7 protein-coding genes are annotated in these 14,064 nt (G+C 62.5%); 2 read left to right on the forward strand and 5 right to left on the reverse strand.

Annotation, left to right across the window (positions count from 1 at the left end; genetic code table 11):
• Window positions 1–9 precede the first annotated feature (9 nt).
• From AD89_RS0111390 to AD89_RS0111410, 5 genes are all read right to left on the reverse strand, one after another.
• Window positions 10–2,694, reverse strand: a complete 2,685-nt coding sequence (locus AD89_RS0111390; protein WP_025778961.1) for a helix-turn-helix transcriptional regulator — start codon at window positions 2,692–2,694, stop codon at window positions 10–12.
• A gap of 241 nt (window positions 2,695–2,935) precedes the next feature.
• Window positions 2,936–4,195, reverse strand: coding sequence for a hypothetical protein (locus tag AD89_RS0111395; RefSeq protein WP_025778963.1), 1,260 nt, complete (start codon window positions 4,193–4,195; stop codon window positions 2,936–2,938).
• 64 nt (window positions 4,196–4,259) lie between these two features.
• Window positions 4,260–5,342: an ATP-grasp domain-containing protein gene (locus AD89_RS0111400; RefSeq protein WP_025778965.1), complete on the reverse strand. Its 1,083-nt coding sequence runs from the start codon at window positions 5,340–5,342 to the stop codon at window positions 4,260–4,262.
• Between the two features lie 260 nt (window positions 5,343–5,602).
• The gene (locus AD89_RS0111405; protein WP_025778967.1) at window positions 5,603–8,281 is read right to left on the reverse strand and encodes a LuxR C-terminal-related transcriptional regulator; all 2,679 of its coding nucleotides are present in this window, start codon (window positions 8,279–8,281) and stop codon (window positions 5,603–5,605) included.
• Complete coding sequence (locus tag AD89_RS0111410) at window positions 8,278–10,848, reverse strand: AAA family ATPase (RefSeq protein ID WP_025778969.1); 2,571 nt, start codon at window positions 10,846–10,848, stop codon at window positions 8,278–8,280. The genes AD89_RS0111405 and AD89_RS0111410 overlap by 4 nt, the downstream gene beginning before the upstream one ends.
• 680 nt (window positions 10,849–11,528) lie before the next feature.
• Here AD89_RS0111410 and AD89_RS0111415 point away from each other — a divergent pair.
• Both AD89_RS0111415 and AD89_RS0111420 read left to right on the forward strand, forming a co-directional pair.
• On the forward strand, window positions 11,529–12,722 hold the full coding sequence (locus AD89_RS0111415; RefSeq protein ID WP_025778971.1) for an acyl-CoA dehydrogenase family protein: 1,194 nt from the start codon (window positions 11,529–11,531) through the stop codon (window positions 12,720–12,722).
• A gap of 38 nt (window positions 12,723–12,760) precedes the next feature.
• A complete protein-coding gene (locus AD89_RS0111420) occupies window positions 12,761–13,906 on the forward strand; it encodes an acyl-CoA dehydrogenase family protein (protein WP_025778972.1) in 1,146 nt (381 codons plus the stop codon).
• The last annotated feature ends 158 nt before the right edge of the window (window positions 13,907–14,064 follow it).

Here is a 14,064-nt window from a genome sequence, read left to right on the forward strand (position 1 = left end):
TTCTCGGGTTCAACCCACGGGGAGAGCGGGTTCCCTGGCCAGTCGGGCGATGAGCTCGGTACGCGAACCGACTTCGAGCTTGCGGTAGACAGAGGTCAGCCTCAGTTCAACGGTGCGGAGGGAGACGAAGATGCGCGAGGCGATCTCCCGATTCTTCATTCCCTCGCTCACCAGCCCCACCACTTCCCTCTCATCCGGGGTCAGCGCGTCCAGGAGACTGCTGCGCTGAGGTTGCGCAGGCTCATCGGCGGGTTCGACGGGCGCGACTGAGGCGAGATGTTCAGATCCGACCTCCCGGAAGATGGCCGTTGCCAGACGGACCCGTTCCGCAGCAGCCTCAGCGGCTCCTGATTCGGTGAGTTTCCGAGCCGCGACCAGCAGCGTCACTCCCTTCTCGAATTGGGAGTCCTCTGGACGCCACGAACCGAGCAGACGTCCGATCGCCCCCACCCCGGCGGTGCTGGGAAGAAGGAGGAATCTGGACCGTTCCAATGCCAGTTCCGCCCACCGCGACGGTGCCCGATCGACTTTTCTGTGGAGGACTTGGACCAGCATTCCGGCGTGTTCCCGACGTCCAGTCGCCACCAGAGCTTCGATGAGGTCCGGCTCGTACCGGATGATATTGGGATTGAGTTCGTTCGAGGCGAGTTCCTCACAGCGGTGGAGATGGCGCACCGCTTCGGCGGGGAGCCCGACCCGCAGAAGATAGTTGCCCTGGAGTGCATTGAGCTCGGCCAGCAGACTGCGGTTCGCTGAAGCCATCGCATGGGCGATGAGTTCGGACTCCGCGTCCTCCGCGTCGCTGGCGCGTCCCTGGGCGAGGAGACTCCAACACCGGAGAAGCAGGAGTCTGTCACGACGGACCGTCAGTTCGCCGTCGATGACCGAAGCCAACCCGTCGATGAGCGCGACCGCACGTCCGATGTCCCCGCATCTGGCTGCGATCTCAGCGCGAATGCACTGCGACTGAATGTCCCAAGCCTCGCCGCGGCTTCCGCCGTCCTCGAGGCAGTCCAATGTCGCCGAGGCGGCGTCGTAGTTCTCCGTCATCATGAGTCCGAGAGACAGCAGCAGGAGATTGATGTGATCGAGTTTGCCGGTGGCATCGAGGTTCCGAAATGCTTCAAGCGCACGTCCGTCGACTCCGCGTCCGCAATCGAGAAGAATCTCCAGGAACCGGGACAGCTCGCGAGATTGCTTGTCGAAATGCGCGCCGAGGCTCCGTGCTGATTCCAACAGCTCCTGAGCCTCGACCGCCTCTCGTCTCAGCGCATGGCACAGACCGATGACCAACTGCAGGTGGGCAACCTCCAAGGGCGCCTCTGCGACTTCCCGGCTGCTCCATTGATTGCGCAGACGCAGCGGGACCGACTGGTGGGAGAGGTACTCGGCCCAGATTCGAAGGGCCCTCGCGCGCAGCCCGACCCTGAATGAGCCGGTGCGAGCGGAATGGTCGACGTAGCGAAGTGCGAAGTCGATCTGCCCTCGATCGATGAGACGCTCTGCCAGATCAATCAGCAGGGCAGCCGAATCCTCGGTGTCCGGCCCCAGTGCAATCGCCCGTTCTGCGAATTCGACTCCTGCCCAGACCAGACCTTCCCGGACGAGGCGGCAGGCGTCGTCGAGCAGAATCAGCGGTGTATCGTCGGCAGCCGCGAAGAAGGACCTGTGCCAGTTATGCAGTTCCGGATAGAGCCCCTCGCAGCGTCGCGCAAGCAGCAGATGTCCGCTCAGGCGCGTCTCAGCATTCATCTGCCCATGTCTGACTGCTCGAACCAGCTCCCGGGAACAGCGGCTGTACGCTCCGTCGCGTTCGACGGCACCGAGAGACGCGAGCTCGGCAAACCATTCCATACCGTCCGGAGAGTCCCCGAGAAGGGCCGGTCGAGGCGACAGCGGCGCTAAAGCCATCAGGTTCAAGAGCCCTTCAGCCCCCTCGGTGAGGCCGACCAAGTCTGTGCGGACCAAATCCTCGGCATTCGGTCCTACTCGCATCGGCAGGTCGAGAGCCTGGACCCCTTCCAATTGATTCATCGGCAGACGATCGAGCACTCCCTCAAGTGCAGCGGGACGACCCGAAACAGTGCGAATCGCTGTCGCTGCGACTTCGGGCGCTATCCGGCCGCCGGTCAGTCTGTCTGCCAGCCCGGCCATAGGTCGATGGCCCACTCGCTTGAGTTCCACGCTCGGAACGCCGGCCAGCAGGCTGCTTGGAATGAGCTCTCCCGTGGAGACCGCGAACCTCAGCGGACTCCCGGCGATACGGCGGAGCAGATGGCCCAGAACCACCTGCGACGAGCGATCCATGGCATCGGCATCGGGCACGATCACCAGGGCTGCGTGCGCCAGGTCGAGACTGCCGATCCGACGGGTGACCTCATCGGCGATGTTCAGTGCAGCTGCCGTGTCTTCGCCGGAGTTCTGCTGCAGTCGATTGTCGAGCAGGACTCCACCGAAGCTCGTCGGCTCCACGGCTCTCAGCGCGGAGAAGATGATCTCCAGCCCCGCGTAGGGCCGCGCATTCTCGGCCTGCCCGATCGGGACCCTGATGACCGGTCCATCGGCTTCGTCTTCGAGAGCTGCGAGCATCTCTTCGCCGCCCAGCCCCGGAGGACCGCTGACGGCGGCTGCACTGTGTCGCGCCAACAGGATGCGCATCTGCTCGAGTTCGCTGCGTCGGATCTGGATTGTCATTGTGAGTCCTGCTTCGTGCCTGAGATTTCGCCGGCGTGCGGTCGCACACGCTGCGGCGTCGTGGTGTCCATGTCCTCATGATCGTGGGGCCGCGAAACCAGCGACAGGTGGTCATGCCCGGACATATCCGGGTCAGTACTCAGTCACGATCGGGACAGCACTGGCGCAGGTACTCAGGCACGCTCACAGTCGGCACGGGCAGCAGCGATCCCGACCCACAAGAACTGCGGAAGGGGTGCTGTCAGCTCACACCGACGGCCGTCGTCCCAGCTTGCGATGCCGACAGCTGTCCCGTCCAGCCGTTGTACTGCAGGTAGTCCGCCACCGATGCGGGTGGCCGAATGAGTGTGAGCTTCCCGTCATCGTCTCGGCGATAGACGGCGGGAGGATATTCGATGAACGAGGACCCGTATGCCATGGTGTAGGCCCCGACTCTTCGGAAGATTATGCGGTCCCCTTCGCCCAGGGTCGGGTGGTCCGTGATCACCATCAGTCGGTCGTCCTCCATGCAGGTGAAGCCGGAGATCACCTGCTCCGGGTGCGTTCGCTGCGCAGCCGTCTCACTGTGGATGTCGAACGGGGCCTGCTTGCGGAAGAGCGGATCGAGGTCGACCCGGCTCGTGTCGGTGATGACGAAGCGCTGGCGCCCGACATCTTTGACATCGAGCACCTGAGCGTGGAGTTCAATCGGAGCTGCGACCACCGACCCGCCGGGCTCGATGACCAGCCGAGTCCGCCGCGGATCGACCACATCCGTGAGCGTCGAACGGATGCTCGAGATGTACTGGTCGAACAGTTCCGTGTCCTTGAGACTGCCGAAGAATCCTCCACCGACGTCGAGCCAGTCCAGTTCGAGCCCGAGAGCCGAGATGATCTCCGCCGCGACTCCCGCGGATGCCTTGAAGACCTTCGGACTGCTCGTCCGATAGTTTCGGTGCAGGTGGAGCCCCGCCACCTTCGCCCCGGCCTCGGTCAGTTCGGCAACGGCCCTCCCGAGATCGCCATTCTCGAAGTCGAATCCGAAGCGACTCGCCGCATCGCCCACAGTGCTCTCGCCGGGGCAGAGTCTCTCGAGATCCCAGTTGACGCGCAGTCCCACCCGAATGTCCAGGTCGGGCCTCTCCCCTGCCAGTTCCGCTGCCCATCTGACCTCCCGGCCGGAGTCAAGGTTCGTCAGTGAGCCGCCGCTCAGCGCGCTCCGCAGCTGCGCGCGGCTCTTGACCGGACCGTTGTACACGATGCGGTCGGTGCCGAAGCCGAGTGCGCGCGCCAGTCCGTATTCGGAATCGGAGACGACTTCGGCCCAGATCCCTCTCTCCCTCATATAGCACAGCAGCCACGGAAGCGAATTGGTCTTCACGGAGTACGACATGATGGAATTCGGCCAATGCGTCTCCAGCGCTCGTTGGAATCGGGTCACCAGAGCACCGAGTGCGTTCTCATCGATGACGAAGGCGGGGGTCGGCGGGCCGGTGATCCGCTGGTGTTCTGCCTGTCTCATGTCTGCCTTTCCTCTCTGCGCAGACGGAGCCGCCGAGTCGTTGCGCTCGCTGCGGACCGACCGTTTATGCGACTTCGACTGCGACCTTCGTCGAACTGTCACTTCGCTGACCGCGAGAGGTCACACGAGTCTCCTGATATTTGGCGGAGACGACCCCGAAATCGTAGTTGCGCCATTCTGCATCGATCGTGAGACCGTAGATCTGGCTCAAGTAGTACAAAGGGACGTCTGCACCGGCGAGGTGCACAAATGGGTAGCCGCCTCCGAAGCGGGGATTGATGTCGATCACCGAAGCCTTGCCTGCGCTGTCGAGGAAGACATCGAGGTCGATGAGCCCGGACAGTTCCGCAGCGCGAGCGATCTGAGCTGCGACGTCTAGGAAGGGTTGAGGGTCGACGGTGACGGCCTTGTCGGTCTCTCCCGCACGCATCCGGAGCTTGCGACGAGCGAATACCCCAGACAGGGTGCCTTCATCCACCAGGCTCGAGACTATGTCCAACCCGTATTCGCTTCCCGGCGCACAGGGCTGCACGATGACCTCGTCGAGAACGTCGGATCGGCCGGCCCGACACCTGACGCTCTTCGCAGAATCGAGCACTGCTTCTTCGAGTCTGTTCGCGGTGACAACGGCCAACCCGGACGACCGAGAGCCGAATCTGTGCTTGACTGCGAACTCCGCGGACGAGCCTGCCACGTCGAGAAGTCGGTCCAAGTCATTGCCTGTGACCGTCATCGGGGTATTCACTCCGATCTCCTCCAGCATCTGCGCCATCCGGACCTTGTCTGCGCATCCCTGCTGCCAGGCGGATGAGACCCCCGGGACGAAGATCCCTCGCTTTCGCAGTCCGACGGCGATACTCGTGTCTACGTGCAGATGCATCAGCTCATAGTCATTCGCGGACAGAAACAGCTTCGGCTCGAATTCGTCGATCAGCTGCTGGAGTTCATCGGCATAGGACGGGTCGCTGTAAGGAGGCAGCAGACGCATCTCATCGCCGTAGGACGCGGCCGCGCTGGTGGGATCGTTCTCGGCGATGATGATGCGTCCGTTGAGGCCGAGTTCCTCGAAAGCTGTTCGAAACCAGTCGATGAGGTAGAGCCTTCGTCCTGCCGAGCCGATGACGATCGGCGCAACTTCAGCTCTCAATGGTCTCTCCCGACGCTCGTGCCATAGTGGACAATTCATCGGCTGCTCGTCTGCAGAACGCATTCGCCGTCTCCCACGAGGAAGCCTCGGAGGCGGACGCCAGACGATTTCGCCTGAGGTCGGATCCGATGCAGGAGCTCCCGATGTACTCTCAGGCTAGCCGTGGGCTGCCGCTCTGCCAGCCGGTTGCAGGGATCTTTGCGGTTTACCGAATGCGAAATGCGATGGCATCTCCACCGACAGGAGAACAGCGCGATTCGCTATCTGTCGGACTTCTGCCTGGCTCTTGGCACGAGATCGATGTTCAGCCGTGCAAAAGCCTCAGCGACTTGGTGGCGGCGGGTGATCCCCAACTTCCGGTAGAGCCGATAGGTATGTCCTTCCACAGTGCGAACGGCCGCTCCGAGCTGCTCGGCGATCTCAGCGTTCGAGTGGCCTTTGAGCAGAAGTCCGCAGATTTCTCGTTCTCGTTCCGTCAGTTCGACCAGCTGAACAGCAGCGATTGCTGTCAACGGCACACTGCCTCGATGTTTGAGACGTTCCTTCGCCAGCTGCACGCAACGCGCGGCAACGTCAGGAGCCGACGATCGCTCTTCCTCGGCGATCTTCAGCAGACCCGCAGAATCCTTCTCCCGCAAGGCCTTTCCCACTGCACCCAGGAAGCGGAATTCCTGACCCTCGCCTGCCAAGGCGAGCCGACACATCGCTTCCGCATCGGCCTCACCGAAATGGCGGAAGAGCAGATAGCGAATATGTGCCGCCAGCCCGAATACCTCCTCAGTCTCGGCGTCCGCCAGCATCCGGTTCAGCTCCCTTTCGGCCTCCGAATCAGAGTTGCGCAGCCGACGGGAGATGAGCGCGTACACGGACGCCCGTCTGTATTCCATCTGGAAACTAGAACGGACGAGACGGATGAAGCGACCGTCGAACTCTTCGGCAAGCTGAGACTCCCCATTGAGAGTGGCGATGTACTGAGCCAAACCCAGTGCAACGGCGAGAGCGGCCGACTGGTTCCAATAGTCCACTGCTTCAACGCCCGCGCGAGCGAATCGAAGAGCCGATTCGATCTCTCCCTCTCGGAGCAGAATTTCTGCTTCCATGATGTCACCGGCTCCGCTTCTAGCTGCAAGCTGAGCAATATCATTCGTTCGCGGCGCCTGCAGCGCTCGTCGGGCTGCGCCGAGGTCTCCCAGATCTGCCTGAGCTCGAGATTCGAGCATTCGCAGAAACAGATTCCCCATACCGAGTGACCGGAGCTCGCGCTTCACCAGGCCAAGGATCTCGACAGTCCTTCCGGGCCGCCCCCGCTCCAATTCGAATGCCCCGCAGACCAACCCCGCTGCCATTCGATACATATCCGGAAGAGAAGCGTCAAGAGCGTGGCTGCGCAGCAGATCTCCGTCGGGACGCCGTGCCAGTGACCTCTTGTCATGGTGAGTGCCGGATCCGACGACGGATTGGATTATCTGCAGCACATCCTTCGCCGCCTCCGCGCTGAGGCCGTCGGCGGCGAACCATCTAGCAGCCTGGCTGTGCTCAGCAGAATGGTCGGTGCATGTCCTCTCAGCGCAGCAGTCTCGTTCGAGCAGCGCGATTCTGTCGAGAGCGGCGAAGAAGTCCTTCGCTTCGAGCGCTACGGATCGATGAGTGGTCTGGCGGTTTCCCCAGACCACGGCAGCGGTGATCACCAGTCCGGGACAGCACGCCTTGTGCAGGCAGTTTGCGAGCAGGTCGAGCCCCAGCTCGACCTGCCCGACATTGCAGTAGAGATAGGCCAGTTCGAAGAGCTCCGCGGCCCTCAGGTCGCCAGTGGGAACATCCGCCATGATCCGCAGGGCTCGATGCCACTCGGCCGCTTCGATCGCGGTCATGGCGGCGTCGATGATCTCTTCGTCTTCGACCTCGATCCCGCACCCCAAAGCCCATTCCGTCCGAAGCATCCGGGACCATCTGCTCGGACTGTCCGGATAGTCGCGGACGATGCCGTACCACCTACGACTGCGGCCGATTGGAATGCTCACACGAATTGTCTCTGATGCGTGGTGCTCCCGCGCGACATAGACACGGCTGGCGCGGCTGACGATCAGCAGATCGCCGAGGTCGACGAGACGATCCGCCGCCGTTCCCAACCCGAGTGAGAGCATGAGCTCTATCTCGATCTCGCCGGCCATGACGACAAGCTCGAGTGCAGTCCGCTCTGCTTCCGGGTACTCGTCCAGATCGATTCGGGCGAAGTCACGCGCCCGGTCGTCGAAGTCCGTGTCGAGACCGTCGAGGATGATGACGCCGTTTCGCAGCAGCAGACGGTTCTTCCGCTTGCAGTAGCCGAGAAGTTCGAACATCTTGCCCGGATTGCGACCGGAATGGAAGCCAACGATGTCCAATGTCGCCTGAGCTGCTATTCCTCCGAAGCTGCTTTCGATCGCTGTGCGCAGGTCGTCGAATGTCAACGGACCGAGCGTGACCTGGGCCATGGCTTGTTCATCGACGAGTTCGGCGAATGGCCACGAGGCCGTAGAAGCGGACTGTCGCGTCATCGCAACGATCCTGATCGTTCCGTCTGAGGCCAGTTGAGTGAGGATTCGCAGACTGTGCGGATCCAGATAGTGCGCGTTGTCGACGTACACCGTCGGGGTCTGGCTGCTTCCCGTCAGCGCTTCGATCACCCTCCGCGACAGACCGACCGAATCGTTGAGGTCGACGACCATCCCGAATACGCCATAGGGAGTCGAGGTCAGCACGCGGTCGGCGCGCAGCCAGGTCTCATGTCCGCCTCTTCGCCGATGGATCTCCTTCGCCAACCGGGTCTTGCCCATGCCCGCATCGCCGTTGATGAGGATTCCGACCACGGAGGTATCGGTCAACGACTCTGCGATGGTCCGAAGCTCCTCTTCACGTCCCAGCAGCGGCGGGCGGTGCAGTTTCGTCGGAGCGCTCATGCCAGCCTCCAGGCGAACTGTTTGAGCGCCTGGCGATTGCTGACGTGCAGCCTCCGGTAGATCCGACCGAGGTGCCATTCCACGGTTCGAACCGACAGATGCAGCTGAGAGCCGAGTTCTGCGTTGCTAGATCCCCGAGCGACGCCGAGAACCAGCTTCTTCTCGATATCGCTGAGCATCGCCGTAAGATCAACACCACCGGCGTCGAAGGTGATCGCCCGCAGGGTGGAGTCCAAGAGTGTGCGAGCTCGTTTGACCCCGGCCGAGTCCCCCTTCTCGACTGCGCTGTCTCGAGCGGAGCGAGCGAGGTCAGCGGAGATCATAGCGGCCCCGAAACTCAGTGCCGCTGCCGCAGCTTCGATCATCGCACCGTCGTCGGCTTCGGCATATGCCCGTGCGACTGCAGCCGCCAAGCGGCCCAACTCGCCGTCGACCTTGCCGGCGGACCGGCTGAGATCAGAACGTGCAGACGTGCTGCCGTGACGGATCGCCTCCATCCACGCATAGACGGCGAGGGTATGAGCGCCGAGCTCTTCGGCTTCTGCCCCGAGCTGGTGAAGATCACCTGCAGACTTCTCCGGGTCGGACAGTGCAGCGGCCTGGAGCTGAAGAAGATCTGTCGTGAAATCGTGCAGCCAGGAATATTCGGAGTTCGACACACTGTGGATCGGCTCGAATGCTCTGCCGACCATACGGGGGTCGAATCTCGACTTGTCACTCCGCCGTGAGGCGCGTCTGACCGACACCGTCTTCGCCGCACGGGATGTCGAAGCCTCGCGAATCCGCAGGTAGCCGTCTGCCAACGCAAGTGCTGCGAGCCGGAGCGCCCGATCCTGCTCTGACTCATCTCGACTGCGCGGTGGCCTGTCCAGGGCCTGATGGGCTCGGGTGACGTGACCGGTCCATAGATCGACGAGAGCGCCAGCGGTCGAGACGTCCATATGCGGTGGCATGTGCTTCAATGCAGCTCTGGCAACATCCCAGGAGCCAGCAAAATAGTGACCGGCGAAGATCCGGGGAGACGAGTCCTCAACTTCGAAACTGGTGTTGTCGGACAGCTGAAGCATCGCTTCGGCTTGGATCAGATACGTGAGCCCACGCTCGTTCCGACCTTGGATGACCGCCACGTTGCCGAGAATCGCGCAAGCCCGCTGCCGATGACGTGGCAAACAGTCGAAATCGCGGAAGACGCGTTGGGCGGTCTTCCGGGCGTCATCGAATCGACCTCCCCGAATGTCGAACTGCGCTCTGGTGACGTCGAGGCGCCCGATGTCGACTGCGTTGGCAAGCCTTTCTCGGACCCATTCGGTGCGCAGGCTCTGGGGTTCACGAGGGTCTGTGACCCGCAGTTCGAGACACGCGAGACGTGAGAGGTACTCGTCGGAGCAGTCACCCTCAGGAGCTGAGGAGATGAGACGGTCGAGGATGACCTCGGCTTCGACCGTGTCGTGTCCGCCGTATTCCGCGCGCGCCAGTTCGAGCTGCAGCTCGGGAATGTCCGAATGCGATCGCCTCAGCAGCCCCGCCGCCCCGGAATGGTCCCCGCGCCCGTTTGCCCACATCGCAGCGCTGAGAATCATGTGCGGGTCGACGTAGACCCCCCATTCCTGCATCCAGCTGATCTTTCCGAACAGCGCAGCGCCCTGAATACTCATAGAGTCCAGGACTGGGAGGACCTCGTGGAGAAGCTCCAGAGAACGTGACGAGGGAACACTTTCCCTGACTTCCATGGCCAAGGCCGGTTCGACCAAGGACACTTCGGACTGTCTGTCCCTGCCGATGTTCAATATCCCCCGCTCGACGAGGTTGTCGAGCAGATCGACATCACACGTGGCCTGCAGAGCATCGTACGGAAGGGCTCCGGCCATGGCGACGAGTTCGAGAATACGGCGCTGAGCAGGAAGGACGTTCCACAGGGCTCGATCTTCAGCACCTCGTCGAGCAAGCGGAGTCGACTTCCGGTTGGCGACGAGTCGGCCCAGCAGACGAGGATTGCCTCTTGACTTCGCACGAAGTTCAGCGATGATCTGTGCGTCGACGTCGTAGCCGGCTTCTCTGGCAAAGGCGGCGACAGCCGCGTCATCCAAGCTGTTCAGATCGAAACGGACGAGCTTCCCCGCACTCCACAGAGCAGCGAGGAGATCGACGGGCCGACGGACCGATTCAGCAGCCGCCAGCAACCGGATCCGCATGTCCGCTGCCAACTGGGAGAGGATCGACAAGGATTTCTCATCCACCCGATCAGCATTGTCGACGATGATGACGGGACTGTGCTCACCCGATGATCGTGCTAAGACTCGAGTCACGATCGAAAATGCGGCACCCAACGAGATCTCTTCGGGGACTTCGCCTTCCCTCGTGAGGAGGATCTCGAAGATGCCGAGAGCCCTGTTTGCGAGCAGGTTCGAACCGCGGAACCGAAATACGGTGATCCCAGGCGCGAGGCCTGCCGCAACTGCGTTGAGGATGGTGGTCTTGCCCGTTCCCGACGCTCCGATCACCAGTGCCCCGCCGGCAGTCTGATCGGTGAGAACGGCTGCGATCTCAGCGATTTCGGTCTGCCGCACTACTGCCGACCTGCCTATCGAAGAACGCGATTCGACAGAGGATGTCATGTCAGCCCGCTCATATGAACGGCACAGTTCGCCTCACTGACTCCGTAGTCGCCTGCGCCGGAAATATCTGACAGACGCCGAATCAGGGCAGAGGAGATGACGATCCCGTCGACGGAATCGAGGGGATTCACTCGCGGCGAACCGCCAGCGGCACAGCCGCGTGGGGATAGTGAAATCATCCGTCCACTTCTCTCGCAGATGGCAGTTCGAGCGACCGAGGGGAGTTCGGCTCGTTATGCCCCAGATGCAGTTGCAACACTTGATCGTTCATCCGCAATCGGCGGATTCATTGATCCGATAGTAAGGCTGATGCAAAGATCTGAACCCATCTACTATTACAATGTTAAGAATTTGTAACACGGAAAATGACCTAATGTGACAAACTTTCAATACTTCACTTGTATTTCGCAATAACGATGCAAATAGCCCAATCGAATCGCAGTCACAGCTACACTCAGCTGCCCGCCCGCAACTCGGGCCTCTGCACCTCAGGCGACACCTTTCACGTCGCCCGTTCTATTCGCCCGCGAGGCAGAGGCAGCCGTCAAAGCCTCAGGCCCGCCCACTTGTGAGCCGGAACACCGGACCGTACCATTGGAGGAAAGTTACTGAACGATCTATAAGGAGTTCACATGGACACCCTACTGAATGCAGAAGAGCGCGAGTTCGCGCAGCAGATGCGTCAGTTCTACCGCACGGAGATCCCCGAGGAGCTCCGCCTCAAGGTCGCCACTGGCCAGGAGCTGAGCAAGGAAGACATGGTCACCTCGCAGCGGATCCTCAACCAGCATGGCTATGCCGTGCCGAACTGGCCGGTCGAATGGGGCGGCCAGGACTGGACCCCCGTGCAGCGTCACATCTGGCTCGAAGAGATGCAGCTGGCCTGCGTCCCGCAGCCGCTGCCCTTCAACGTCTCCATGGTCGGCCCCGTCATCGCCACCTTCGGCTCGCAGGAGCTCAAGGAACGCTTCCTGCCCGCCACCGCGAACATCGACATCTGGTGGTCGCAGGGATTCTCCGAGCCCAACGCCGGTTCGGACCTCGCCTCGCTCAAGACCACCGCGGTGCGCCAGGGCGACAAGTACATCGTCAACGGTCAGAAGACCTGGACGACCCTGGGTCAGTACGGCGACTGGATCTTCAACCTCGTGCGCACCGATCCGGATGTGAAGAAGCAGGCCGGCATCTCGTTCCTGCTCATCGACATGAAGACCCCCGGCGTCACCGTCCGTCCGATCCAGCTCATCGACGGCGGCCATGAGGTCAACGAAATCTTCTTCGACAATGTCGAGGTGCCCGTCGAGAACCTCGTCGGCGAAGAGAACAAGGGCTGGACGTACGCGAAGTTCCTCCTCGGCAACGAGCGCACCGGGATCGCCCGCATCGGCGGCTCGAAGGTCAACCTCGCCCGCGCCAAGGCCTATGCCGCGGTGACGAAGACCGCTCGCGGCACACTCCTCGACGATCCTCTGTTCTCCGCTCGTCTGACGAAGATCGAAGCCGAGCTCACCGCGCTCGAGATGACCCAGCTGCGGATCCTCTCCACTCAGGCCGCCGGATCCGACAAGCCGGATCCGCGCTCCTCGGTGCTCAAGCTCAAGGGCTCGCAGCTGCAGGAGGACATCTCCGAACTCCTCGTCGACGTGCTCGGCCCGCAGGGTCTCGACTTCGTCTCCGACCGCGTCCAGGGCCAGGGTCTGTCCGACCTGCCCAACGGCGCCGTCGACGCATTGCCCGGCTACTTCAACACCCGCAAGGTCACCATCTACGGCGGTTCGTCAGAGGTGCAGCGCGGAATCATCTCGAAGGCACTGCTCGGTCTCTGAGATACCGACGCTCATCCGATCTCCCAAGAAGGACAACCATGGATCTTGAACTCAACGACATTCAGCAAGAACTCGCCAGCACACTGAACAAGTACCTGCGCACCGAGTACGACATCGCCAAGCGCGAAGAGATCCTTCGCAGCGACGAGGGCATCTCCCGCGAGAAGTGGCAGGCGTTCGCCGAGATGGGACTGCTCGGTCTCGCAATCCCCGAGTCGTACGGCGGCGCGGACATGACCTTCAACGAGGTGGCCGTGGTCGCCGAGGCGTTCGGGCGCTCGCTCGTCCTCGAACCGTTCCTGGCGACCGCAGTCCTCGGTGCCAACGCCGTTCTGCTCGGCGGCAGCGAGGAGCAGAAGCAGGCCATCCTGCCCGGTGTTGCCGAGGGACAGACCTTCCTCGCTCTCGCCGCACTCGAGCCCGGACTGCGCTACGCAGTCGACGCCCCGCAGACCCAGGTCTCCGGTGCAGACGGCAGCTTCACCCTCACCGGCGAGAAGAACAACGTGCTCGGCGGAGACGTCGCCGACCACTTCGTCGTGACCGCTTCGCAGAACGGCGAACTGGGACTCTACCTCGTCGCCGCCGATGCCGAAGGTCTGACCCGAGTCGCTCAGCGCCAGGCCGATGGCCTGGGCAGCGCGAACCTCAAGCTCGACGGTGTCGCCGCACAGCGCCTCGACGCCGCCGATGCCAACGCCGTCCTGTCCGAGGTCCTCGACCTGGGCAACGCCGCGATCATGGCCGAGGCAGTCGGCGCACTCGAAGCCTCGCTGACGATGACCGCCGAGTATCTGAAGACCCGTGAGCAGTTCGGCGCACCGATCGGCGCGAACCAGGCTCTGCAGCACCGCGCCGCAGACCTCTACGCCGAACTCGAGTACGCACGCAGTATGGCCCTGTACTCGCGCCTGGCCGTCACTTCCGAGGTCCCCGGGGCCGAGAAGGACCGTCACCGCGACGTCATCGCCGCGAAGATCATCGTCGACCGGGCCGCTCGGAACATCAGCCAGGAGTCGATCCAGATGCACGGCGGCATCGGCATGACCATGGAATACCCCATCGGCCACTACGCCAAGCGCCTGACGGTCATGACCCGCACCTTCGACGACTCGGATTCGCTGACTGCAGAGCTCGCAGAACTCGGCGGACTCATCGAACCCAAGGCCGCCGACCTCAGCTGAGGCAGGCGCACTTCAGCGCCGCACGTTCGACCCCGAGCGTGCGGCGCTGCGTCGTCGAGGCTTGCCGAAGCCCACCGAGGCGGCCGCATCCCCACACCACGAAGCGCCGAGGCGGCACGACCAACGTCGTGCCGCCTCGGCGCTTCTTCGTCGCTGCG

This window comes from Brevibacterium sp. VCM10, from assembly GCF_000583215.1.
In the GTDB taxonomy this organism is placed as follows: domain Bacteria; phylum Actinomycetota; class Actinomycetes; order Actinomycetales; family Brevibacteriaceae; genus Brevibacterium; species Brevibacterium linens.